This window comes from Pseudomonas sp. 382, assembly GCF_002759075.1.
Taxonomy (GTDB): domain Bacteria; phylum Pseudomonadota; class Gammaproteobacteria; order Pseudomonadales; family Pseudomonadaceae; genus Aquipseudomonas; species Aquipseudomonas vlassakiae.
In genome coordinates this window covers 110913-133753 of sequence record NZ_PEMX01000008.1, presented here as the reverse complement: position 1 = coordinate 133753, position 22841 = coordinate 110913, and the positions used below count along the sequence as shown (strand labels likewise).

Below are 22841 nucleotides of genomic sequence, written 5' to 3'. Positions count from 1 at the left end.
GTGAGGAAGTCTCATGATCCGTCATCTCCCCGGAATCGCCCTGCTGGTCGGTGCCCTGGCCATCAGCGGGCAAGCCTCTGCCCACGGCGGCGGCGGCCATGGCTGGTATGGCCCAGGCCCACTGCTCGGCGCTGCCGTGGTCGGGGCCGTGGTCGGGGCGACGGTGTACGGTGGCCACGACCGCACCGTCTATGTCGAACGCCAGCCCGCCTACTATGGGCCACCGCCCGTCTATGTACAGGCCCCGCCGCAGCCAGTGTATTACCAACCGTACTACGTACCGGCGCCCCCACCGCCAGCGTACCGCCCTTACTACGGCCCGCCACCGGTGTATTACGGCCCGCCACGCTGGTGACCGTTGATAAAACTGATGAGCACTATTGAGCATGTTGATTTCAAACCGTGCCGGCGGCTGCGTAAGGTGGGCACATGTTTCACAGGAGGTCCCCATGGCCACTATTCAGATCATGTCCGTCGTCGGCACTGCTGTCCCCGTCACACTGCGTGAGCAAGGCCTGCTGGCCTGCTGGTACCTGGTAAGCAATGGCGAGGCCGTCAGCGGCCCGCTGGCTACTCGGGCCTCGGCGCTGGCCCTGGCTGAACAGCTCAAGGCCGACTGCCTGATCGCTTGACCGGATTTTGTTGCGCGTTGCTCCCAACGTCCCTTCCGACCCGCTACCTGGCGGGTCTTTTTTTGCCCCGGCGAACCGACGAATGGCGGCAGGAAAACCGATACAGCATGAAGGTTTTTTCATTTCGTGGGGTCGGCTCAACGAGCAATCGACAGCACTTCGGCCATACTCCACAATGCAGCGGTTTTTTGGGGGAAAACCCTTGCACAGCCAACGACATACCAACTTTTAGTGAGCCTCAACGTGAAAACATCCCTGTCCATCCTCAGCCTGCTGCTGTTGCTCACAGGTACTGCGACCCTTCCGTCGACCGCTGCTGCACAACCCCCGGCCCAAGTCCAGCGCGACCCGTCCAAGCTGCACCTGGCGTCTGGCAGCGCCCTGCTGATCGACCTGAACACCAACCAGGAACTGTATGCGAGCCACGCCGACCGCGTGGTGCCCATTGCCTCGGTGACCAAACTGATGACGGCGATGGTGGTGCTGGATGCCAAGCTGCCCATGGATGAGATGCTCACCATGACCATCGCCAACAACCCGGACATGAAAGGCGTGTATTCGCGCGTACGCCTGGGGAGCGAGCTGAATCGCCGGGAAACCCTGCTGATCACCTTGATGTCGTCGGAAAACCGTGCCGCGACCACCCTGGCCAACCACTACCCAGGGGGCTACCCGGCCTTCATCAAGGCGATGAACGCCAAGGCCCGCAGCCTGGGCATGGCGCACACCCGCTATGTCGAACCGACCGGCCTGTCGACCCAGAACGTCTCCACCGCCCGTGACCTGTCCAAGCTGCTGATGGCCGCGCGCAAGTACCCGATGCTGAGCGAGCTGTCGACCACCCGCGAGAAGACCGTGGCCTTCCGCAAGCCCAACTACACCTTGGGCTTCCGCAACACCGACCACCTGGTGAACAAGAGCAACTGGGACATCAAGCTGACCAAGACCGGTTTCACCAATGAAGCCGGCCATTGCCTGGTGCTGCTGACCAGGATGGACAACCGCCCGGTGGCCATGGTGATTCTCGATGCCTTCGGCAAGTACACCCACTTCGCCGACGCCACCCGCATGCGTCAGTGGCTGGAGACCGGCGCGACTAAGCCGGCACCAGCAGTGGCCATGCAATACAAGACCGACAAGCACGGCAAGGGGCGCCTGGCGTCGGAGTGACGGCAGGCCTTGTCAGCCTCATCACCGGCTTGCCGGCGATGAGGCCCGTTCAGGATGTTCAGGCCTGGGTATCGACCATCCCGCCGGCACTGCTGCCGCCTGACTTCTGCAACGCTTCCAGCAGTTGCGCGGTAGCCGTCATGATCTCGCCACTGAGGGTGGCGATGCTGGCCTGCTTGGCCGTGACTGCAGCCAACTTGCTGGTTTCGTCGGTTTTCTGCGCCATCAGGATGGCCAGCTGTTTCTGCTCGTCGGCCAACTGCTTCTGCAGTTTCTTGATCATCTCGCGCAACTGCTTGATGTGTGAGGGCTCGTCACTGCCACTGCTGCCTTGCGCACCCTCGGCACCTTTGGCCTGGCCATCGCCACGCAGCTTCGAGGTGTCGACCTGCAGCGTCGAGCTGCCCGATTCAGTCTTTTCCGTGTCGCTGGCCTGCGAAGCGCTGCCGGCCTGGGTCGAGGTGTTGCTGATGCTGACTGCCGCGATACCTACCATGTGTTTCTCCTTGCCTTGCAAAGGGTCCTTGAGTTGACCTGCGTATCGGCCGAAAGCGGCAAGCCTTTAGGCCCGGCTGGCCGCAGGCACGCTTGCGGGCAGTAAATTCACCCGACGCTGGCTCGTTCCACCCATGTACAAACGCCGGAGCCCCGGCATGCGCCCACATTCGACCCATTATGGAACCGCAGCCATGAGCCAGTCTGCACACCCGGAAACTATCAAGGACCTGATCGGCGTAGGCTTCGGCCCGTCCAACCTGGCCCTGGCCATCGCCCTGGAAGAACTTGCCCAGAGCCAGGGCCACGCCCTCGATGCGCTGTTCATCGACAAGCAGAAGGAATACCGCTGGCACGGCGAAACCCTCGCCACCCAGAGCGAGTTGCAGATCTCGTTCCTCAAGGACCTGGTCTCGCTGCGCAACCCGACCAGCCCATACAGCTTCGTCAACTACCTGCACCAGAAGCAGCGCCTGGCCGACTTCATCAACCTGGGCACCTTCTACCCCTGCCGCCTGGAGTACAACGACTACCTGCGCTGGGCCGCAGAGCACTTCGCCACCCAGGCGGTGTATGGCGAAGAAGTGCTGCGCATCGAACCTGAAGTGAAGGCAGGCCGTGTCGAGCACCTGCGCCTGGTCTCACATGATGGCCAAGGCCGCGAATTCAGCCGAAGGACGCGCTCGGTGGTGGTGGGCAGCGGCGGTACACCGAAAATCCCCGAGAAATTCAGCGCGTTCAAGGATGATCCACGGGTTTTCCACCATTCCCAGTACCTCAGCAGCCTGAACAAGCTACCCTGCACGGCCGGCAAGCCGATGCGCATTGCCGTGATCGGCTCGGGCCAGAGCGCCGCCGAGGCCTTCATCGACCTCAATGACAGCTACCCGTCGGTCAAGGTCGACATGGTGCTGCGCGGCTCCGCCCTCAAGCCGGCCGACGACAGCCCGTTCGTCAACGAGATCTTCGCCCCCGACTACACCGACCTGGTCTACAACGAGCCGGCCGATCAACGCGCCAAGCTGCTCGGCGAATACCACAACACCAACTACTCGGTGGTCGACCTCGACCTGATCGAGCGCATCTACGGCATCCTCTACCGGCAGAAAGTCGCCCACCAGTTCCGCCACAACGTGCTGTGCCGCCGCCAGGTGGAAGCCGTGGTGGCGACCCGCGACGGCATTGAACTGACCCTGCGCGACCTGGCCACCGCCCAGCAGCAGACCCACCGCTACGACGCGGTAATACTCGCCACCGGCTACGAACGCCGCTCACACCGCGACCTGCTCGCCCCGCTGGCCGACTACCTGGAAGACTTCAGCGTCGACCGCAACTACCGGGTATTGGCCAGCCCCGACCTGCAGGCCTCGGTCTACCTGCAAGGCTTCTGCGAGAACAGCCATGGCCTCAGCGACACCTTGCTGTCGGTGCTGCCCTCCCGTGCCGCCGAGATCGGCCAGGCGCTGTACCACGATCTGGCGCGCCAGCAGGGCAAGGCACAACCTGCCGTTGTCCTGACCAGCGCCTGATTGGCGTAGCTACCACCCCGACAGGGCGCCACCAGCACCCTGTCGGCGCGCGCCCTCCGAAACATTTGCTTGCATTTAATTCTTCAGGATTTTCATTCTCATTCGTCTTTTGAACAACAGCCCTTTTTTGGTTGGGCCTGTGCTCGCCCCTTTTTTCAGAAGACTGACCGATGGCCAAATCACCGAAAAAATCCAAGTCCAGGCTGTGGTTCCTGGTCCACAGCTGGCTCGCCCTGCCGATCTGGTTCTTCGTGCTGATCGTCTGCTTTACCGGCATGCTGGCCGTGGTCAGCCAGGAAATCGTCTGGCTGGCCAACCCCGACGTGCGTGCCAGCAAGCCTGATGACAACGCCGAACGCCTGAGCTTCCAGCAAGTGCTCGATGCCCTGCACAAGGCCGAACCAGACATGGCCGTCAACTCGCTCAGCCAGCCCGATGGCGCGCACTTCGCGCTGACTGCGCAGGTCACTTACGCCGATGGCTCCAGCCCGATGCTCTACGTCAACCCCTATACCGGGGCCATTCAGGGCAAGATGCCGGACTTCAACTTCGAAGCCTTCACCCGGGCCCTGCACGGCTGGTGGCTGGTGCCGTTCACCAACGGCTTCAGCTGGGGCTGGTACCTGGTGTCGCTGCTCGGCCTGCCAATGCTCGCGTCGCTGGTAACGGGCCTGGTGGTGTACAAGAAATTCTGGAAAGGGTTCTTCAAGCCGGTACGCACCGGCCATGGCTCGCGCATCTTCTGGGGCGACCTGCACCGCCTGGCCGGGGTCTGGTCGATCTGGTTCATCGCTGTCATTTCCATCACCAGCATCTGGTTCCTGATCCGGGCGATCCTGTTCGACAACCAGATCACTATTTCCAGCGAGCCCATCGTGCCGGTGATCGCCCGCGAGCAGGTGCCACAGACCGTCGACGGCAGCCCGGCGCCACGCATCGACCTGGACGAGGCCGCACGCATTGCCGGCCTGGCCATCCCCAGCCTGGAGATCACCTCCGTCTCGCTGCCGGCTACCGCCTACAGCCACATCGAAATGGGCGGGCGTGGCTGGTACCCGCTGATGTTCCAGAGTGCCTCGGTCAACCCGTATACACGCCAGGTCGACAGCCAGTTCCTGCTCAGCGACCGCTCGGCCCTGGAGTTCGTCACCGAGTCCATGCGCCCGCTGCACACGGGCGACTTCGGTGGCCTGCCGATCAAGCTGATCTGGTTCTTCTTCGGCCTGATCCTGACCCTGATGGTGTTCAGCGGGCTGCTGATCTGGACCAAACGCACCGCCCAGGCAACCGCCGCCGCGCTCAAGCGCAGCGAGCGCACGGCGCACAGCACACGCCGCGAAACCACCCTGGAGGTGCGCCCATGAGCCGTGCCCTAACCCTGCCTGGCCGGCCACTCAAGCAATGGTGGCTGAAGTGGCGCTTTCACCTGAACATCCTGCTGATCCTCATTCCCCTGGGTTTCATGCCCAAGTACTTCGCCGACGTCAGGTTGTTCCGTGGTGACGCCGGGCTCGGTGCCAACCCGATCCACGGCATACAGGTCGGCCCGTACAGCCTGGACCTCGCCGAGCTGCGCAACGAAGCCCCGCGCGCCGATGGCCCCGCAGGCCACTTCAAGCTGTTCAACGCGGCGCTGTGCAAGGCCTGTGTGAATGACGTCAAGGCGGTCTACCTGCGCATCGGCAAGCCGCGCAGCCTGCGCGCCGCCGGCACCATTTTCTTCGGCGCGCCATACCGCATGGTCACCAACCTGCCCATACCGCCGCGCACCAGCGCCGACGCACAGGTCTGGATCACCCTCGAAGGCTGGGACGGCAGCCTGCACCAGGCCTCGGTCCCCCTGGCCAAGGCTTCGCCAGCCACCGTGGCCTGGCTCGAAAAACAAGGAGGCAAACCATGAAACACCTGATGCGCAGGCTCGCGCTGCCCTGGCTGGTACTGGCTGCAAGCCCGGCCCTGGCCCACAACCCGATGTGCGAATGCGAGGAAGTGGCCGGTGGCCAGGTGAAATGCACCGGCGGGTTTTCCGATGGCAGCGGCGCGCCTGGGGTGACCCTTGACGTGATTGGCTACGACGAGCAGGTGCTGGTCGGTGGCAAGCTCGGTGACGATTCGAGCCTGACCTTCAAACGCCCCGACGGCGAGTTCTACGTGCTGTTCGACGCAGGGCCTGGCCACGTCGTGGAAGTCGACCACGCCGACATCGCGCAACCATGAGCCGCCCAACCATGAGCCAGGCCCAAGTGGTGCGCCCGGCCGGCGCCGGGCACGAAACCCTCCATGTGCTGCTGGCCAGCCTGTTGATCGTTGCCCTCGCCGCCAGCGTCGTGCTGCTGCGCGGCGAGCGCGAGGACAAGCAGGCCATCGCCAGCCACCAGATCGACGCCCGCCGCGACCTGAGTGCTGCCGAACAAGGCATCTACACCGACCTGCGCGTGGCGTTCGACGAAATACAGCTGCTTCGACAGGAAAGCGCCGCCACGCCCAGCGTTGCGGCCCTGGCCGAGCAAGGCCTGCCACCGTTCGTGGCCGATGCCGGCAGCCTGCGCCGTGGCAACCACCAGTGGCAGTGGCTGGCGACTGGCGCCTACCTGGGCCGCAGCCAGGCGCCGCAGGTGGCCGGCAGTTTCCTGCTGATCCTGCCCGACGCTGACAGCACCGAGGTTGACGTGTGGCTGCGCCGCGACAGCACCGCCCTGCTCCCCGACGACCTCGGCCAGGCCGCACTGATCGCCGCCGGCTGGCAGCAGGTGGTCAGCCACTACGACGCCGGGGTCACCCGCGAACACCGTCATTGAACCCAAGGATTCCCCATGTTCCGCAAAGCCCTAGCCCTGCTCCTGGCCTGCGCCCTGCCGGCGCTGGCCCTGGCCGATACCGGCAAGCCCCTGCGCATCGGCATCACCCTGCACCCCTACTACAGCTACGTCAGCAACATCGTCGGCGACAAGGCCGAAGTGGTGCCGCTGATTCCGGCGGGTTTCAACCCGCATGCCTATGAACCCCGCGCCGAAGATATCAAGCGCATCGGCACGCTGGACGTGGTGGTGCTAAATGGCGTGGGCCATGACGACTTCGCCGACCGCATGATCGCCGCCAGCGAAAAGCCCGGCATCCAGACCATCGAAGCCAACCAGAACGTACCGCTGCTGGCCGCCACCGGGATCGCCGCGCGGGGCGCCGGCAAGGTGGTCAACCCGCATACCTTCCTGTCGATCAGCACCACCATCGCCCAGGTCAACAACATCGCCCGGGCGCTCGGCAAGCTCGACCCGGACAACGCCAGGCTCTACACGCAGAACGCCCGTGCCTATGCCAAGCGCCTGCGCGCCTTGCGTGCCGAAGCCCTGGCCAAGGTCAGCGAAGCCCCCAGCGCCACCTTCCGTGTGGCCACCATCCATGCCGCCTACGACTACCTGGTGCGTGACTTCGGCCTGGAAGTGACCGCCGTGGTCGAGCCCGCCCACGGCATCGAACCAAGCCCGGCGCAGCTGAAAAAGACCATCGACCAGCTCAAGGCGCTGGATGTGAAGGTGATTTTCTCGGAGATGGACTTCCCTTCGGCCTATGTCGAGACCATCCAGCGTGAAGCCGGCGTGCGCCTGTACCCGCTGACGCACATTTCCTATGGCGAATACACCCAGGACAAGTACGAAGTGGAAATGAAGCGCAACCTCGACACCGTGGTCCGCGCCATCCAGGAGAACCGCGCATGACCGCTGCCGCGCACCTCACCGCACCCGCCGGGCCGCGCATCGAGTTTGCCGGCATCGACCTGACCCTGGGCCGCACGCGCATTCTCGACCAGGTGCAGTTCAGCGTGGCCGCCGGCAGCGTACACGCTATCGTCGGGCCCAACGGCGGCGGCAAGAGTTCGCTGATCAAGACCTTGCTTGGGCAGATGCCGCACCAGGGCCAGCTGACCCTGCACTGGCCAGGCGCGCAGCAAGTGATCGGCTATGTGCCGCAGGCGCTGGAGTTCGACCGCGGGCTGCCGATGACCGTGGACGACTTCATGGCTGCCCTGTGCCAACGGCGCCCGGCGTTCCTTGGCTTGTCGCGGCGCGTGCAGCCTGCGATCGATGCGGCGCTGGCGCGGGTCGGCATGCTCGCCAAGCGCAAGCGGCGCATGGGCGCGTTGTCCGGTGGCGAGCGGCAGCGCGTGCTGCTCGCCCAGGGGTTGATACCGGAACCGCAGTTGCTGGTGCTCGACGAGCCGATGTCGGCGCTCGACGAAGCCGGCATCCAGGTGTTCGAACAACTGCTGCAAGGCTGGCGCCAGGCCGGCACCACCGTGTTGTGGATCGAGCATGATCTGGAGGCCGTGCTGCGCCTGGCCGACCGGGTCACCGGCCTGAACCGCCAGGTGCTGTTCGACGCCCCGCCGGCCCAGGCGCTGACGCCGGAGCGCCTGCTTGGCCTGTTCTCTGTCCACCCTCGCAGCGAGAGCCTTGCCTGATGAGCTTCGAAGCCTTCCGCCAGCTGGTCCAGACCTGGGCCGACGCTGGCTACCTGCCGCAGGCGCTGGCCTACGGTTTCGTGATCAATGCCTTGTTGGCCGGCCTGATGATCGGCCCAGTGCTGGGCGGCCTCGGCACCCTGGTGGTGGTCAAGCGCTTTGCCTTCTTCTCGGAAGCGGTCGGCCATGCCGCGCTTACCGGGGTCGCCATCGGCATCCTGCTCGGCGAGCCCTATACCGGCCCCTATGGCAGCCTGTTCGGCTATTGCCTGCTGTTCGGCATCCTGCTCAACTTCCTGCGCAACCGCACCGGGCTGGCACCGGACACGCTGATCGGCGTGTTCCTTTCCGTGTCGCTGGCCCTTGGCGCCAGCCTGCTGCTGATGCTCGCCGGCAAGATCAACGTGCATATCCTCGAGAATGTGCTGTTCGGCTCGGTACTGACCGTCAGCTCCCAGGACCTGCTGGTGCTGGGCATCGTCGCGATGCTGGTGCTGGCACTGGCCCTGCCGCTGTACAACCGCATCATGCTGGCCAGCTTCAACCCGCAACTGGCGGCGGTGCGTGGGGTGGCGGTGAAGGTGCTGGACTACCTGTTCGTGGTGCTGGTGACTTTGGTCACAGTGGCTTCGGTGAAGGTGATCGGGGCGATTCTGGTCGGCGCCCTGCTGGTGATCCCGGCAGCAGCGGCGCGCCTGGTCAGCCAGTCGCTGAAGGGTTTTTTCTTCGTGGCGGTGCTGATTGCCAGCCTGAGCACGCTGCTCGGCATCCTGCTGCCCATCATGCTTGACCTGCCAGTGCCTTCGGGCGCCGCAATCATTCTGGTGGCAGGTATCTGCTTCGCCCTCGCCGCGCTGGCCCGCGCCCTCGTCCCACGTCTGCAAGGAAACCCGGCATGAAACTCAAACACCTGGCCCTGGCCATCGCCCTGGCCAGCCTGCCTGCGCTCGCCTCGGCCAGCCAAGTGCTGACCTCCCTACCCGTGACCCACAGCCTGGCCAGCGCCCTGCTCGACGGCACCCGCGTGCAGCTCACGCGCGCCGCGCCCGCCAACCTGCCGGCCAGCCGCCAGCCGTCGTACTTCAGCAGCCGTGGCAGTGCCAGCCTGGCCAAGGCCGCCCAGCAGGCCGACGCAGTGATCGGTGTGCGTTCGATCTGGCGTGACGACCCGCTCTACCCGCTGGCGCGACGCAGCAACATCCGTATCGTCGAGATCGATGCGGCGCGGCCGCTCGATGGCGCGCTGCCGGGCATCGCCGTGAGCGGCGATGACGCCCATGCCGCCTATCCCTGGCTGAACCCGACCAACCTGGGGCGCATGGCCGATATTCTGGCCAACGACCTGGAGCGCCTGGTGCCCGCCGACAAGCAGAGGATCCAGGGCAACCTGGCGAGGCTCAAGCGCCAGTTGCTGGAGCTGACTGCCAGCAGCCAGGTGCAGCTGGCCAAGGTCGACAACCTGAGCGTGGTCAGCCTGTCGGAGCGCCTGGGCTATCTGGCCAGCGGCTTGAACCTGGATGTGGTGGAACAGCCACTGCCTGCGGATGGGAAATGGGATGAGGCGGCGCTGAGAGCGCTGGGCGAGAACCTCACGGAGCAGGATGTGGCGCTGGTGCTGCACCATCGGCAGCCGGATGCAGCGGTGGCCAAGGTGATCGAGGCGGCCGGGGCAAGGTTGCTGGTGGTGGACAGTGACCCCGAAAATGCGCTGGCCGGGCTCAAGGCCAGTGTCGAGCAGGTGATCGGGGCACTGAGCGAAGGCGGATGAGGCCGTTACCGGTCAGGGCCGGCCCGCCTGCATCCCGGCCAGCAAAAAGCCCATGAAGCGGCGCACATCCTGGCGATGCACCACCAGGTCCAGCAGAGCGCCGGGCATGAGGCGATATTTGTCAGCGCCGGGGTGGCGGTGGTGCTGGGTGTTGTGCTCAAGTGTATGGCCAGGGTGGTGCCACGTCGGGCCAACCCCTTTCCACACTGACCGCCAGGGCCGACCACCATGCGCATTGCCATTCCCGATGACTACCAGGACGTCATTCGCTCGCTCGAATGCTTCAAACGCCTCGCTGGGCATGACGTTCGCGTGTTTCACGACAAGCCACCGGCCTCCCTGGATGAGCTGGCCGCCCGCTTCGCCGATGCCGACGCCCTGGTCCTCACCCGCGAACGCACGCGCATCGATGCAGCCCTGCTCGACCGGCTGCCCAACCTCAAGCTGATCAGCCAGACCGGCAAGGTCGCCGGCCATCTGGACCTGGAAGCCTGCACCGCCCGCGGCATCGTCGTCAGCGAAGGCCGTGGCTCGCCGGTGGCGCCGGCGGAGCTTGCCTGGGCGCTGCTGCTCAACGCCCGGCGCCAGCTGGTGCCCGCGATCGAAGCGTTCAAGCAAGGCCACTGGCAGGTCAACCTGGGCCAGGCGGTGGCCGGGCAGCTGCTGGGCATCTGGGGCTACGGCAAGATCGGCCAGCGGCTCGCCCGCTACGCCCAGGCATTCGACATGCCCGTGCTGGTGTGGGGCAGCGAAAGCAGCCGGGCGGCGGCCGAGGCCGATGGGCACCGGGCGGCGACATCGCGCGAGGCTTTTTTTGCCGAGGCGGACATTGTCAGCCTGAACCTGCGGCTGTCAGAGACAACGCGCCATCGGGTGACGTTCAGCGACCTGTCGCGGATGAAAGTGGATGCCTTGCTGCTGAATATCAGCCGCGCCGAGCTGATTGAACCCGGGGCCCTGCTGCAGGCGCTCGACGCCGGCAGGCCGGGCTTCGCTGCGGTGGATGTGTTCGAACAGGAGCCGATACTCGAGCCGAACCACCCCCTGCTCACCCACCCACGGGTGCTGAGCACGCCGCACCTGGGCTATGTGGAGAAGAACGGCTACGAGCTGTATTTCGGTGACGCCTTTGACAACGTGGTGGCGTTTGCCCAAGGCGCGGCGCAGAACGTCGCCAATCCGCAGGCGCTGACGGTGCGGCGCTGACCTGCAGGCTCAAGGGATATGGCTTACGCCGGGTCAGGCAAGGCCATGTGCAACAAAGGAAACGGCCGGCCTTCGCCGTCCAGCGGCGAACGCCCGGTCTGCACGAAGCCGATACCGCACTTATGTCGGCATCATGCATGCCCGCTTCGCGAATCAACGCCTGGGCGGTGCACGGCAGAACAGCCGGAAAGGCAGGAGGCGCCCATGCTACCCAGCCTTGCCGGCGACTTAAAGGCACTTACGGCACCGTGGCCTGCTCCTGGGCCGTCGCAGCAAACGACACGTAGTACGCCAGGCCGACGAAGATCGCCCCGCCCACCGCATTGCCGAGGAACACCGCGAGCAGGTTCTCGGCCAGCGCGCCCCAGCTCAGATAACCGGCAAAAATCGCCGCCGGGATCAGGAACATGTTGGCCACCACGTGCTGGAAGCCGATGGCGACGAAGGCCATGATCGGGAACCAGATGCCGAGGATCTTGCCGCTCATCTCACGGCTGGCAAAAGCCAGCCACACCGCCAGGCACACCAGCCAGTTGCAGCCGATACCCGAGACGAAGGCATGAACGAAGTCGGCGCTGGCCTTGCTGGTGGCGGCGGCCACGGTCTTGGTCAGGTAGGCGCCCTCGGTCAGGCCAAGCAGGTGGCCGAAGAAGTACGCCACGAACAGCGCGCCGAGCAAGTTGGCCAGGGTCACCAGCAACCAGTTGCGTGCCACCGCCGCCAGGCGAATGCGCCCGGCGAACATGGCCAGCGGCAGGCTCATCATGTTGCCGGTAAGCAGTTCGCCGCCCGCCAGGATCACCAGGATCAGGCCAATCGGGAACACAGCAGCACCCAGCAGGTTACCCAGCGAAGCCCATTGCCCGGGGATCATCGCGCTGACATGAATAGCCAGGATAAAGCCCATCGAGATGAAGCCACCGGCAAGAAAACCGAGGATGAGCAGTGCGCGGGTAGGCAAATGGGCTTTCTTGGTACCGGCCTCGATGACGAGTTCGGTGATTCGGGAGGGGGCATTGACAGACATTTCGGAAACTCGAACGCAGGGACGACAGGCATGCCCAGAGGCATGCCGGCAGTCAGGAATTTACGGGTGGCGAAGTGATGCGAGGTGCTTCAGGGGGAAGGCAAAACAGGTGGTCTCTGGCGCTGCAACGAAGAGCCGCGCACGTTACTGAGGCAGAATGTCGCAGTCAAATTGATAGGGTGGATGGCTTGATAGACCGGGTCGATGAGGGGGCTGGCGTGCCCCCCTTCGGCATCTGACGCCCTCCCTGTGGGAGCGGGCGCGCCCGCGAACACCGGCAGAGCCGGTGCCATCCACCGAGTCGCCTCTTTCGCGGGCTCGCCCGCTCACAGGATACCGACCGCCACCGCAAGCGCTCAACGAGGTTCCGGGTGTTCGCTGGACACCGAGTTGTTGGCATCCACATCCTGCATGTCTTCCTCGACCGGGGCCTCGTCGTCCGCCGGCAGCGGAACTTCGACATCCTCGTTCGTGCGCGCAGTGCCATTCTCCCGCTGCTGCTGTGCGTCCTGATCGGAGCCTGGATTGCCTGGCGGCGGGTTCCAGTCTTCCGGTCGCCTCTGCGACCACGCTTCACCCACATCCTGCTTTTTCGGGGTATCTGTCGTCATGGTGGGTCTCCGGTCTGCGGTGCAGCGGATCTGCACCTTTAACTCAGAAGAAATGCGAAGGGCTGGAGTGCCAGCGCCTCGACCAGTGGCGCAAAAAGCCAGCGCCTACGACCACTTGCGCAAATCAAGTACACTGGCCGCCGTCACGGAAGCCGACAGGACAAGGAATGCTCCGCTCTTTTACCGCACGATGCGATGTGCGCCGTGCATGGGTACGCTGGCTGCAAGCCGCAGCGCTGATGCACTTACTGATTGGCCTGGGCCTTACCTGGGCCGGCCATAGCGCGTTACTGGGCACATACCAACTGAGCATCGAGCAGGCGTTCTGGGGCCAGGCAGCGCCTGCGCCTGCCCGCGAGCAGCAGGTGTGGTGGCTCGCACTGTTCGGCGCCACCTTGCAAAGCTACTCGCTGTACATGCTCGGCCTGATCCAGCTGGGCGACCGCCTGCGCAGCCACAGCGCCTGGGCCTGGCTGGCATGCGGCATCGTGCTGTGGGCACCGCAGGACATGCTGGTGTCGTTGCAGGCCGGCATGTGGTCGCATCTGGTCATCGATGGCCTGGCCCTGCTCGCCCTGCTGCCACCGTTGCTGTGGCTGTATCGCTGCGACCGCCCCACCACCACTTTGAAAGGACTTGAACGTGGCTGAACTGCCGATCCTCACCTGGGCCCTCAACCTGCTGCTTATCCAAGGACTGCTGGGCGCGCTGGACACTATCTACCACCATGAACTGACCGTTGCCCTGCCCCAGCGCTACAGTGCGCGGCTGGAGCTGGCGATCCACGCAGTGCGCTCGTGCTGCTACGGCATCCTGTTCCTCGGTATCGCCCATGTAGCGTTCCAGGGCGTCTGGGCGATTATCGTGGCGGTGGTCTTCACCCTGGAGATCGGCCTGACCCTGTGGGATTTCGTGGTCGAGGACCGCAGCCGCAAGCTGCCGGCCATCGAGCGCATCATGCACACCGTGCTGGCGATCAACGCCGGCGCCTTCTTCGCGCTGTACGGCCTGCAGTTGCTGCAGTGGTCGAGCCTGCCCAGCGGCCTGGTGGCCATCGACCTCGGCTGGCGCGGCTGGCTGCTGACTCTGTTCGCCCTTGGCGTGACCGCGTCGGGGATTCGTGATGCGCTGGCGACGCTGCGCCTGCACCGCCAGGGGCCGCCGACCAACCCTTTCGCCGGCAGCGCCCACAAGCAGGTGCTGGTCACTGGCGGCACCGGCTTCATCGGCGAAACCCTGGTCAACCAGTTGCTCGATGCCGGTCACAGCGTCAGCGTTCTGGCCCGCGACCCGCTGCGCGCCGCCTACCTGTTCGACGGCCGCGCCCGCTGCCTGCGCAGCCTCGACAAACTCAGCCATGACGAGCGCTTCGACGTGGTCATCAACCTGGCTGGGGCACCCGTCGCCGGGCCACGCTGGACACCGCGCCGCCAGGCGCAGCTGCTGGCCAGCCGGGTCGGCACCACCGAGGCCTTGCTGCGCTGGACGCGACAGGCCCGGCACAAGCCGGCGCTATGGATCCAGGCTTCGGCCATCGGTTACTACGGTGTACGCGACGCTAGCCAGCCACTGGACGAAAGCGCCAGCAAAGGCGACGGCTTCATGGCCGAGCTGTGCGACCGCTGGGAAGCTTCCGCCAGCCCGGCCAGCGCCCTCGGCGTTCGCCAGGTGGTGCTGCGCCTGGGCGTGGTGTTCGGCCCTGGCGGTGCCCTGCCACCCCTGCTGATGCCTTTCCGCCTGGGCCTGGGTGGGCGCATGGGCGATGGCCGGCAAATCATGAGCTGGGTACACCGTGACGACGTGCTGGCGGTGATGGCGCGCAGCATGGTCGACAGCGAGATGCAGGGCAACTACAACCTGGTCGCCCCCGAGCCGGTCAGCCAGGCCACCTTCGCCCAAGCTGTCGGCCGACTGCTCAAGCGCCCGGTGTGGCTGCATGTTCCGGCCGCACCGGTTCGGGCGCTTGCCGGGGAAATGGCCGAGCTGTTCTTCGACGGCCAGCGCGTGCTGCCGAGCCGCCTGGAGCAGGCCGGCTACCGCTTCCGGTATCCGACCCTGGACAGCGCCTTGCGCGACCTGGCCTGAGGAGCAGCGATGAGCAAGCCCCTGCTGTACCTGCTTGCCGGCAACGGCAGCGCCGCCGACTGGTGGGACGATGCCGTGCCGCACTTCCGGCACTACCGGGTGCAGGCCCTGGAGCTGCCCGGCTTCGGCGACAACTCCGCGCCGCCCTGCGCGGACCTGGACGAGTACGCGCAAGCCCTGCTAAGCCTGAGCGAACGCGGACACGCCATCATGGCCGTTGGCGTCAGCGCGCTGATCGTACTGCATGCGCTGCAGCGCAGCCCCGGCCATTTCAGCCGCAGCGTGCTGCTGGCCCCGGTCGGCGCCTTCCTCTGGCAACGCCGCCTGCCCGCGCTGATGTCGCCGCTGCCTCTGCGCAAGGCCATCCACTGGCTGCTCAGCCATAAGCCGCACTGGTTCGCCACTAAGTTTTCCAGCCAGCGCTGGACGCCCGCACAGTACCGGCGCATGGGTGCCGGCTATGCCCGCTGCCGCGCCTTCGTGCCCTCCTGGGCACAACTGCGCGCCGACACCGCGCTGCCGCTACTGGAGTGGGTCACCGCCCCTGTCGAGCTGGTATGGGGCGACCACGACCGCCTGCTGGGGATCGCCCAGGCCGCCGCCTGGTCGGCGATCCTCGCCCGCGCCGACCTGCGCATCAGCCTGCAGCCCGGCTGGGGCCACTACCCGTGGATCGATGCACCAGCCGAATTTGCCGCCTGGCTGGAGTCGGGTACCCAAGGCTTCGTCGCCCATACCAAGGGTGGCCGCCTGCAACTGGCGGCGCTTGCAGGGCAAGCCGTGCCCGAAGCCCTCAGCCTCGACGATAGCAACGACCCGCGCCTGGCCAGGCTGCTTGCCTCGGCCCCGGATGCCCTGTGGGCCGTGCGTTCCTCCAGCTATGCCGAGGATCAGGCCGATGCCGCCAATGCCGGCCTGAGCACCACCTACCTGCGCGTGCCTGGACACGCCGTCGCCGACCGTGTCAGGGCACTGCGTGACGCCGGCGTCGAGGAAGTGGTGGTGCAGCGTTTCATCCAGCCGACGGTGTCCGGCATCGCCTTCGTGCGCCACCTCTCGGTGGAACTGGAGTGGCTCGAAGGCCATCTGGAAGCGCTGGCCGACGGCCAGGCCAGTCCCCGGCGCGCAACGCTGTCGCGCCTGGGCGCTGCCTGGCAAAGCGGCCACTTCGCCAACGTGCATGGCCTGACAGCAAACGCCCTCTGGGACTTCCTGCAAGGCGTGCTGAAAGTGTTCCACTACGTGCCAGGCGATATCGAATGGGCGTGGGACGGCCACCAACTGTGGCTGCTGCAGTATCGCCCGATCAGCGAGCACGGCTGGCGCCGCCACCTGACCTCGGCCAACATCGCCGAAATCCTGCCGCCGCAACCCAGCCGCTTCGTCGAATACGCCCAGCGCCGCGCCGCCGCCAGCATTCCGGCGATCATGGCGCGCTGGGACAGCCGGGTGCTGCAGGACAACGAACCCTTCACCGCCGTGTTTGGCGGTGCCTCCTACATCAACAACGACTTGTTCCTTGCCCGCCTGGCCGACTGGGGCATCTCCGCTGCCAGCTACGCGGGCGAAGTCGGCGGCGCCACCCCCGCCCTGCCCTGGCGCCCGCTGCGCTTGCTGCGCGCTGTGCCGCGCCTGTGGCGCATGCAGCATGCTGCACGCAGCCACCTGCAAGCCCTGGCCCCGGGCCTGCAACGCTTCGACGCAGAACTGGCGCAACTGCAGGCCGCCGGCGCTGACGGCCAGCAACTGGCAGACTGGTTCAGCCGCTTCTATGTCTTCGTGGTGCAGGGCAACCTGTGCATCGCCACGGCCCTGGCCAGCAGCGGCGGTGCCTGGCTGGGCCGGCCAGCGACCGCCTACAACGATCTGCAGCACAGCCCCCACCGTCTGCCGTGGGAAACCGACCCCGGCACACCGCGGCCGGCGCCGACCGAACTGCCCCTGCAGCCGCTGCCCGCCTGGCCATCCGCCGTTACCTTGGCCCATCGCCTCGGCCTGCCCGGCTTGCGGGGTTACTACCTGCAAGTGCGCGAGTGGTACCGGGACAACCTGATGCGGATTTTCTTCCGCGTGCACCACGCCATGCCTGAAGCCCAGCGTGCCGATTGGTTCGGCCCGCATCCTGACGTGCGCACGCGCGACGGCAGCTTCTGGCAAGACGGCAGCCAGGGCAGCGAACAGGCCACCGGTTTCATGATCTACCCTGGCCAGGTGCAAGGCATCCTGGGCCAGGACATCCTCCTCGAAGACAGCCTCGACCCCGGCCGCCATGCCCACTATCAGGCCGCACGGGCCGTGATTGCGCGCATGGGTGGGCGGTTGTCCCATGGTTCGACCTTGCTGCGCGAACTGCGCAAACCCTCGGCAGTGCTGCCGCAGGTAAGCAGCGAATGGCTGGGGCGCGAAGTGCAGTATCGGGATGGGGAGCTGCGGCTGGTTGAGGGGCAACAAGAATGAACGACAAGGAACGTGTGACAACACTTATGAAAAGGATTGCCAAGTGCCTGGTGCTCACCCTGCCGCTGATGGTGAGTGGCTGCTGGAGTACGCTCACTCACCTCGATGGCGAACGCTGTGTGTATCCAGGCACACGCTTTGGTTGGAACTTTGCCACGCGCAACGGCCCCGGCGGCCTGGTGGGCCTGATCGACGTGCCCTTCTCCCTCGCGCTGGATACAGTGCTACTGCCTTATGACCTGACCGGTTTTCTCCCTGAGGACATGGGTGGAGATCGTCGGGAATGCGATCTGGATGGCTCGTTCAACGTGCTGGTGATGTAGCTCACTGCGCTCTGCACCTAGCGCTTGCCCAGCGCCAGCCGAGCCGCGAACAACATGAATACCAGGCCGGTCGCACGGTCCATCCACTGGATGACCTTGTCCCGTCGCAGCAGGCCCGCCAACGGCCGGGTTGCGCCAATCAGCAGCATCGCCCACAGCAGGCCTAGCACCACGTGAATGCTGACCAGGCCAAAGGTCCAGGCCACCAGAGGCTGGCCCTGGGGAATGAACTGGGGCAGGAACGACACATAGAAGATGCCGACCTTGGGATTGAGCAGGTTGCCCATCAAGCCCTTGAGAAACCAGCTGCCAGCACGCTGGCCATCTTCCCCGGCAGGTGCCAGCGATTGCCGTGGGCGCAAGAGCATGTTGAGGCCAAGCCAGGCCAGGTAGGCAGCCCCACAGTACTTGAGAATGTTGTAGGCAAGCTCCGATACCGCGATCAATGCGCCAAGGCCGAAAGCAACGGCTGCGCCCCACAGCAGGCAGCCAGCGTTGATGCCCAAAGCGGCGCGCACGCCCTCCTTGCGGCCCTCTACCGTAGCGGTCCTGAGAATCAGCGCCGTATCCAGGCCTGGGGTCAGGGTCAGCAGCGTGGCTGCCAGGGTAAATGCAATGAGATTGTCGGCAATCGGCATGCGAATTCGGGCCTTGATTGAACTCGGGCGCAGATTAGCATGGCGTTGGCCTATGATGGTGGCTGGTCCCCGCCTTTCTCAGGACAGCCCATGCCCTACCCCATCGAACAGAAACTCGTCGTCGGCGTCGCCTCCAGCGCCCTGTTCGACCTGACCGTCTCCGACAACATCTACCAGTGCGAGGGCGTCGAAGCGTATCGCCTGCACCAGGAAGAAAACCTCGACGTGCCCTTCCCCAAGGGCGTCGCCTTCCCGTTCATCCGCCGCTTCCTGAGCATCAACAAGGCCTTCCCCGAACAACTGCCGGTGGAAGTGGTGCTGCTCTCGCGCAATTCGCCGGAAACCGGTTTGCGGGTGTTCCGCTCGATCAACCATTACAACCTGGACATCACCCGCGCCGCGTTCATGTCCGGCCGTTCACCCTACGAATACATCCCGGCGTTCAATGCCTCGCTGTTCCTCAGCGCCCATGAAGGCGACGTGCAGCGTGCAATCGACGCCGACTACCCGGCGGGCCTGGTGCTGCCGACGAAGATCTACGACGACGAGATCGATACCGAGCTGCGAGTGGCCTTCGACTTCGATGGCGTGATTGCCGATGACGAGGCGGAGAGCGTGTACAAGCAGCGCCTGAACCTGGATGAGTTCCAGGCCCATGAGCAAGATCGCAAGGCTATACCGCATCAGCCTGGGCCGCTGGCAGATCTGTACCGCAAGCTATCGCTGATTCGCAAACTGGAAGACCGCAAGTTGGCGCAGGACCCTGCGTACCAGCGCATCCTGCGCATCGCCATCGTCACGGCACGCAATGCGCCGGCCCATGAACGGGTGGTGACGACGCTGAAGAACTGGGGCGTTTCGCCGGATGAGTCGTTCTTCCTTGGCGGGATGGAGAAGGACCGGGTGCTGTCGATCCTCAAGCCGCACATGTTCTTCGACGACCAGCGCAGTCACCTGACGTCAGCGGCGGGGGATCTGCCGATGGTGCATATACCCTTCGGCGTGGCGAACAAAGAGAAGCCGTTGAGTGGTGCTGAACAACTGCCACCGGAGAGTCCGGCTACGTCGTCCGCCACGCTTCGCCCGGCATGATACGGCGCATGAACTCATCGAATAGCGGCACGGTAAATGCCGTATCGCCGTGGTTCGGGCTGTAGATCATCCCCTTCTCGATCAATGCACTGCGAAGTGGCGCAAGCGTTGGCTGATCTGGGACCGGGTCCTCATCGCTCTGGTGATATCGCGGCCAAGCTGGATCTGAAGCCAGCGGACCGATCTCGGGGTAATCGAAAAGTCGTTCAGCATAAGATTTTGCGTTCCCGCATCGACCACGCAGTTGAGGCAAGCCAGCACCTACCAGTGTCACGGGAAGCTGACCTTGTGCGCAGCGATGCAAGGCCGTGATCAGAGCGGCCAACTGATTTTCAGCAACATACTGGAGCTCATCGATGAACATCACCAGCGCGGTATCCGCACGTTGCGCAGCCTTGCCGGCCTCTTCCAGCAATGTTGCCAGATCGCTCTCGAGATCCCCGTTGTCAGCCAGGCCGGGCTCAGGATCAAGGTCCAAGCCCACTTCGATATCTGCGTAGGTGACCTTCAGAGACTTGGCGAAACCTGCAAGCGCTCGGAGTCCCCGCTGAGCCAGATCCCGGGCGGCTTCAACCCTGCTCAACCGAAGCAGCGCCAAACGTAGTTGAGGCGCCAGTAAAGCATGAAGCGAGCGATTTTCCGGTGCCTCCATGCGTATCGCGTGAACACCTTCTGCCTCGGCTTCGACGCGCATCTTTTCCAGTAGCACCGTCTTGCCGACACCGCGCAAGCCGACCATCAACACACTCTTCGCCGCGCGACCGCGGCGGATACGCGCGATCGCGATGTTGACCTGCCTGCGCAGCGCATCGCGGCCGGCCAATGCGGGTGGCGGGGCACCAGCGCCCGGTGAATAAGGATTAGTGATCGGGTCCATGATTACCGAAATTAGTAAAGTTATCTATTTTTGATAAACCACCTAACTTCGCTTGATTGGGCAACATGCCGGGTACTGACGACTCTCACGCTGCATGCTTTGATTTGCAGTCGACCGTTCGAAAGCGACTCGACTTCGGCCCTGAAAAGCGTTTGAGCGGTGCGATTCACGTAGTGCAAAGTGACCTCACGGCGACTGCCGAGGCATGCACTTTTCGACCAGCGTATCGCGGTTGGCATTGTTGGGGAGCGTCTTCAAACGATCGGGCTGGCAGTGCTCATCAGAGACCGCGTAGTGGGAAGAATCGTCGCCACAGGCCGCCAGCAAGGTAGCGATGGCAATCACAAGGAGGGATTTGCGAATCATCTGCTCACTCACTCCATTGACGGGCGGAGGTTTGGCAAAAGGAAAGACGCCTGCCAAAAGCGTAGCGCGTCACAGGGCGAGTTCAATGCCAGACTGGTACTCAATTCACTCGCGTGAGGTGCCGCATGAGCCTGATACCCAACCTCAACGGCCAGGCTAATGTCCTGGTAGCGGGCGCAAGCCGTGGCATCGGCCTGGCGCTGTGTACGGCCTTGCTGGGGCGTGACGAGGTGGCACGGCTATGGGCGGTCTCGCGCAACGCCAAGGGCAGCGACGACCTCGCCGCACTCGCCAGGCAATACGGCGAGCGCCTGGTGCTGATGGATTGCGACGCGCGTGACGAGCGAGCACTCGCGGCGCTGGCAGCAGAACTCGGGCGTAGCTGCGAGCAACTGCACCTGGTCATCAGCACCTTGGGCATCCTCCATCAGGACGGCGCCAAGGCAGAGAAATCACTGGCACAGCTGGACCTGGCCGCCCTGCAGGCAAGCTTCGCGAGCAATGCCTTCGCACCGATCCTGCTGCTCAAGCACCTGCTGCCCTTGCTGCGCAAGGCGCCCGCCACCTTTGCCGCGCTGTCAGCCAGGGTGGGGTCGATCGGCGATAACCGCCTGGGTGGCTGGTACAGCTATCGAGCCAGCAAGGCCGCGCTAAACCAGTTACTGCACACGGCAAGCATCGAACTGAGGCGCCTTAATCCGGCCTCCACCGTGCTGGCGTTGCATCCCGGGACCACGGACACAGCGTTGTCGCGGCCGTTTCAAGGGAATGTGCCAGCGGGCAAGCTGTTTGACCCTGCTTTCGCCGCGCAGTGTGTCATCGAGCAGGTCGGACGGTTGGGGCCTGCGGACAGCGGAGGGTTCTGGGCGTGGGATGGACGAGCCATTGAATGGTGATAGCCCCAGCGCCTAGCCCTCGCCAACCTCATCCATGAAATCTGCAAGAAATGCTTCAAGCCGCGCATGGCGTTCGGCAGCCAGTCGAGCGCCTTCGCCGGTTGTGAAACCGGAGGCGAGTTTCAGCAGTTTGGTGTGGAAGTGCTCGATCGCATACACCGTATCCCGGTACTCCCTGCCCCGCGCAACGGGATTCTCGAAATCGTACAACGAAGACCCCATTCGCCCAGCCGTGTAAAAACACCGGGCAATGCCTACCGCACCCAAAGCGTCCAGCCGATCGCTGTCCCGAAGGATCCTGGCCTCAAGCGTCTGCGGCGCGAAACCTGCCGAATAGCTGTGGGTTTTGACGGCATGCGCCACCTGCTCGACGCGCTGCGAAGGCCAGCCCAGATCAGCCAGGATTGACGCCGCCTCGTCCGCCGACAGCGACGACGCCTGGTCACGCAGTGGCGAGTTCTTTTCTACCGCGACACAGTCATGCAGCACCGTCGCTGCAAGCAGCACTTGCAGATCACCGCCTTCCACCCGCTGTATCCGCTGCACGTTGACCCAAACGCGATGGATATGGGACAGGTCGTGGGAGCCATCTTGCTGGCTCGCCGGCAGGTATTTCAGCAACTCGGCGGCGAGGGGCTGGAACGGGGTAAACACTTCACCAGTCATCTCAGTTTCTCCATCGGCTGATAGACCAGCCCGGCGAACTCGCCCACTTCCCCGGCCAAAACGAAACCGTAGCGCTGGTATGCAGGCACTGAGCTCAACGAAGCCCTGACGGTCAGGACCTGGCTCCTTACGTGAGCCAGAACCTCATTCATCAGGCGCGCCCCCACACCCCGGCGTTGCCATGCAGGCGCCACGAACAGCATCGCTACATGACGGCCTTCCTTGAGCTCAACCAGGCCACAGAGGTTGCCATCCACTTCGCAGACCAGGATCAGGTTATCGCCTTGCATGCGTTCGGCGAACGCTTGCTCGGCAGCAACCTTGGCGAACGTCTCCACCCCCTGCTCGGACAGCGAGGGTGCCACCGCCAGCGTGAATGCCTCCAGGCACAGGGCGCTGACGATGGGTAAATCGGCGCAGGTCAGCTTGCGTATGTGCATGTCAAAAAAGTTATCCATAACCCCCGTGCCTTCACGTGACATTCCATGGCAGACAGCCGAACCTTATCCGAACAGCGTGTGCACTGCCATCTGACCATCCGCTT

27 protein-coding genes and 1 pseudogene are annotated in these 22841 nt (G+C 64.6%); 19 read left to right on the top strand and 9 right to left on the bottom strand.

Features of this window, described 5'->3' with window-relative positions; genetic code table 11:
• Positions 1-13: 13 nt before the first annotated feature.
• The 3 genes from CQW31_RS11990 to pbpG all read left to right on the top strand — a co-directional run bounded on the left by CQW31_RS11990 (position 14) and on the right by pbpG (position 1802).
• Positions 14-355, top strand: coding sequence for a hypothetical protein (locus tag CQW31_RS11990; protein ID WP_099814553.1), 342 nt, complete (start codon positions 14-16; stop codon positions 353-355).
• Between the two features lie 94 nt (positions 356-449).
• The gene (locus CQW31_RS11985) at positions 450-632 is read left to right on the top strand and encodes a hypothetical protein (RefSeq protein ID WP_054883232.1); all 183 of its coding nucleotides are present in this window, start codon (positions 450-452) and stop codon (positions 630-632) included.
• 243 nt (positions 633-875) lie between these two features.
• The gene (pbpG, locus tag CQW31_RS11980; protein ID WP_054883287.1) at positions 876-1802 is read left to right on the top strand and encodes a D-alanyl-D-alanine endopeptidase; all 927 of its coding nucleotides are present in this window, start codon (positions 876-878) and stop codon (positions 1800-1802) included.
• A gap of 58 nt (positions 1803-1860) precedes the next feature.
• On the opposite strand, the gene CQW31_RS11975 is transcribed toward pbpG, so the two are convergent.
• Positions 1861-2298, bottom strand: coding sequence for a hypothetical protein (locus CQW31_RS11975; RefSeq protein ID WP_054883289.1), 438 nt, complete (start codon positions 2296-2298; stop codon positions 1861-1863).
• A gap of 193 nt (positions 2299-2491) precedes the next feature.
• On the opposite strand from CQW31_RS11975, the gene CQW31_RS11970 reads away from it, so the two are divergent.
• From CQW31_RS11970 to CQW31_RS11925, 10 genes are all read left to right on the top strand, one after another.
• Positions 2492-3826 carry a lysine N(6)-hydroxylase/L-ornithine N(5)-oxygenase family protein gene (locus CQW31_RS11970; protein WP_099814552.1) on the top strand — a complete coding sequence of 445 codons (1335 nt, stop codon included), beginning with the start codon at positions 2492-2494 and terminating at the stop codon, positions 3824-3826.
• A 170-nt stretch (positions 3827-3996) separates the two neighbouring features.
• Positions 3997-5190: a PepSY domain-containing protein gene (locus CQW31_RS11965; RefSeq protein WP_054883291.1), complete on the top strand. Its 1194-nt coding sequence runs from the start codon at positions 3997-3999 to the stop codon at positions 5188-5190.
• On the top strand, positions 5187-5726 hold the full coding sequence (locus tag CQW31_RS11960) for a hypothetical protein (protein ID WP_054883292.1): 540 nt from the start codon (positions 5187-5189) through the stop codon (positions 5724-5726). The genes CQW31_RS11965 and CQW31_RS11960 overlap by 4 nt, the downstream gene beginning before the upstream one ends.
• Entirely contained in the window at positions 5723-6043 is a 321-nt protein-coding gene (locus CQW31_RS11955; RefSeq protein ID WP_054883293.1) for a hypothetical protein, read from the top strand. Before CQW31_RS11960 ends, CQW31_RS11955 begins: the two co-directional genes overlap by 4 nt.
• Positions 6044-6054: 11 nt before the next feature.
• Positions 6055-6624: a DUF6162 family protein gene (locus CQW31_RS11950; RefSeq protein ID WP_054883294.1), complete on the top strand. Its 570-nt coding sequence runs from the start codon at positions 6055-6057 to the stop codon at positions 6622-6624.
• A gap of 15 nt (positions 6625-6639) precedes the next feature.
• A complete protein-coding gene (locus tag CQW31_RS11945) occupies positions 6640-7542 on the top strand; it encodes a metal ABC transporter substrate-binding protein (protein ID WP_054883295.1) in 903 nt (300 codons plus the stop codon).
• Complete coding sequence (locus CQW31_RS11940) at positions 7539-8285, top strand: metal ABC transporter ATP-binding protein (protein WP_099814551.1); 747 nt, start codon at positions 7539-7541, stop codon at positions 8283-8285. Before CQW31_RS11945 ends, CQW31_RS11940 begins: the two co-directional genes overlap by 4 nt.
• Positions 8285-9184 (top strand): metal ABC transporter permease, encoded by a 900-nt coding sequence (locus CQW31_RS11935; protein ID WP_099814550.1) that lies wholly within the window; start codon positions 8285-8287, stop codon positions 9182-9184. The genes CQW31_RS11940 and CQW31_RS11935 overlap by 1 nt, the downstream gene beginning before the upstream one ends.
• Positions 9181-10053 (top strand): metal ABC transporter solute-binding protein, Zn/Mn family, encoded by an 873-nt coding sequence (locus CQW31_RS11930; protein ID WP_054883298.1) that lies wholly within the window; start codon positions 9181-9183, stop codon positions 10051-10053. Before CQW31_RS11935 ends, CQW31_RS11930 begins: the two co-directional genes overlap by 4 nt.
• A gap of 228 nt (positions 10054-10281) precedes the next feature.
• Entirely contained in the window at positions 10282-11259 is a 978-nt protein-coding gene (locus CQW31_RS11925; RefSeq protein WP_099814549.1) for a D-2-hydroxyacid dehydrogenase family protein, read from the top strand.
• 23 nt (positions 11260-11282) lie between these two features.
• On the opposite strand, the pseudogene CQW31_RS11920 reads toward CQW31_RS11925, so the two are convergent.
• The 3 genes and pseudogenes from CQW31_RS11920 to CQW31_RS11905 form a co-directional block, all read right to left on the bottom strand.
• Positions 11283-11369: pseudogene (locus CQW31_RS11920) on the bottom strand (GNAT family N-acetyltransferase); the annotation flags it as partial.
• A 128-nt stretch (positions 11370-11497) separates the two neighbouring features.
• Entirely contained in the window at positions 11498-12286 is a 789-nt protein-coding gene (locus CQW31_RS11915; RefSeq protein ID WP_054883303.1) for a formate/nitrite transporter family protein, read from the bottom strand.
• A gap of 356 nt (positions 12287-12642) precedes the next feature.
• Complete coding sequence (locus CQW31_RS11905; RefSeq protein ID WP_099814547.1) at positions 12643-12897, bottom strand: hypothetical protein; 255 nt, start codon at positions 12895-12897, stop codon at positions 12643-12645.
• Between the two features lie 167 nt (positions 12898-13064).
• Between CQW31_RS11905 and CQW31_RS11900 the strand changes: the two genes are divergently transcribed.
• From CQW31_RS11900 to CQW31_RS11885, 4 genes are read left to right on the top strand one after another with little or no spacing between them, the layout of a single operon-like run.
• A complete protein-coding gene (locus CQW31_RS11900) occupies positions 13065-13547 on the top strand; it encodes a cell division protein (protein ID WP_099814546.1) in 483 nt (160 codons plus the stop codon).
• On the top strand, positions 13540-14982 hold the full coding sequence (locus tag CQW31_RS11895; RefSeq protein ID WP_099814545.1) for a TIGR01777 family oxidoreductase: 1443 nt from the start codon (positions 13540-13542) through the stop codon (positions 14980-14982). Before CQW31_RS11900 ends, CQW31_RS11895 begins: the two co-directional genes overlap by 8 nt.
• Before the next feature lie 9 nt (positions 14983-14991).
• Positions 14992-17439 carry an alpha/beta fold hydrolase gene (locus CQW31_RS11890; RefSeq protein WP_099814544.1) on the top strand — a complete coding sequence of 816 codons (2448 nt, stop codon included), beginning with the start codon at positions 14992-14994 and terminating at the stop codon, positions 17437-17439.
• On the top strand, positions 17436-17762 hold the full coding sequence (locus tag CQW31_RS11885) for a YceK/YidQ family lipoprotein (RefSeq protein WP_249341955.1): 327 nt from the start codon (positions 17436-17438) through the stop codon (positions 17760-17762). Before CQW31_RS11890 ends, CQW31_RS11885 begins: the two co-directional genes overlap by 4 nt.
• Positions 17763-17779: 17 nt before the next feature.
• On the opposite strand, the gene CQW31_RS11880 is transcribed toward CQW31_RS11885, so the two are convergent.
• Positions 17780-18400, bottom strand: a complete 621-nt coding sequence (locus CQW31_RS11880) for a LysE family translocator (RefSeq protein ID WP_054883309.1) — start codon at positions 18398-18400, stop codon at positions 17780-17782.
• A 90-nt stretch (positions 18401-18490) separates the two neighbouring features.
• On the opposite strand from CQW31_RS11880, the gene CQW31_RS11875 reads away from it, so the two are divergent.
• Positions 18491-19492, top strand: coding sequence for a 5'-nucleotidase (locus CQW31_RS11875; RefSeq protein WP_249341954.1), 1002 nt, complete (start codon positions 18491-18493; stop codon positions 19490-19492).
• Here the strand turns inward: CQW31_RS11875 and CQW31_RS11870 are convergent.
• Positions 19461-20369, bottom strand: a complete 909-nt coding sequence (locus CQW31_RS11870) for an ATP-binding protein (RefSeq protein WP_099814543.1) — start codon at positions 20367-20369, stop codon at positions 19461-19463. The two genes, CQW31_RS11875 and CQW31_RS11870, sit on opposite strands and share 32 nt — an antisense overlap.
• Positions 20370-20555: 186 nt before the next feature.
• Positions 20556-20735, bottom strand: coding sequence for an entry exclusion lipoprotein TrbK (gene trbK / locus CQW31_RS11865; RefSeq protein ID WP_099814542.1), 180 nt, complete (start codon positions 20733-20735; stop codon positions 20556-20558).
• Positions 20736-20860: 125 nt separating this feature from the next.
• Between trbK and CQW31_RS11860 the strand changes: the two genes are divergently transcribed.
• Positions 20861-21631 (top strand): SDR family NAD(P)-dependent oxidoreductase, encoded by a 771-nt coding sequence (locus CQW31_RS11860; RefSeq protein ID WP_099814541.1) that lies wholly within the window; start codon positions 20861-20863, stop codon positions 21629-21631.
• Between the two features lie 12 nt (positions 21632-21643).
• On the opposite strand, the gene CQW31_RS11855 is transcribed toward CQW31_RS11860, so the two are convergent.
• Both CQW31_RS11855 and CQW31_RS11850 read right to left on the bottom strand, forming a co-directional pair.
• Complete coding sequence (locus CQW31_RS11855) at positions 21644-22297, bottom strand: HD domain-containing protein (protein ID WP_099814540.1); 654 nt, start codon at positions 22295-22297, stop codon at positions 21644-21646.
• Entirely contained in the window at positions 22294-22737 is a 444-nt protein-coding gene (locus CQW31_RS11850; RefSeq protein ID WP_099814594.1) for a GNAT family N-acetyltransferase, read from the bottom strand. The genes CQW31_RS11855 and CQW31_RS11850 overlap by 4 nt, the downstream gene beginning before the upstream one ends.
• Positions 22738-22841 lie beyond the last annotated feature (104 nt).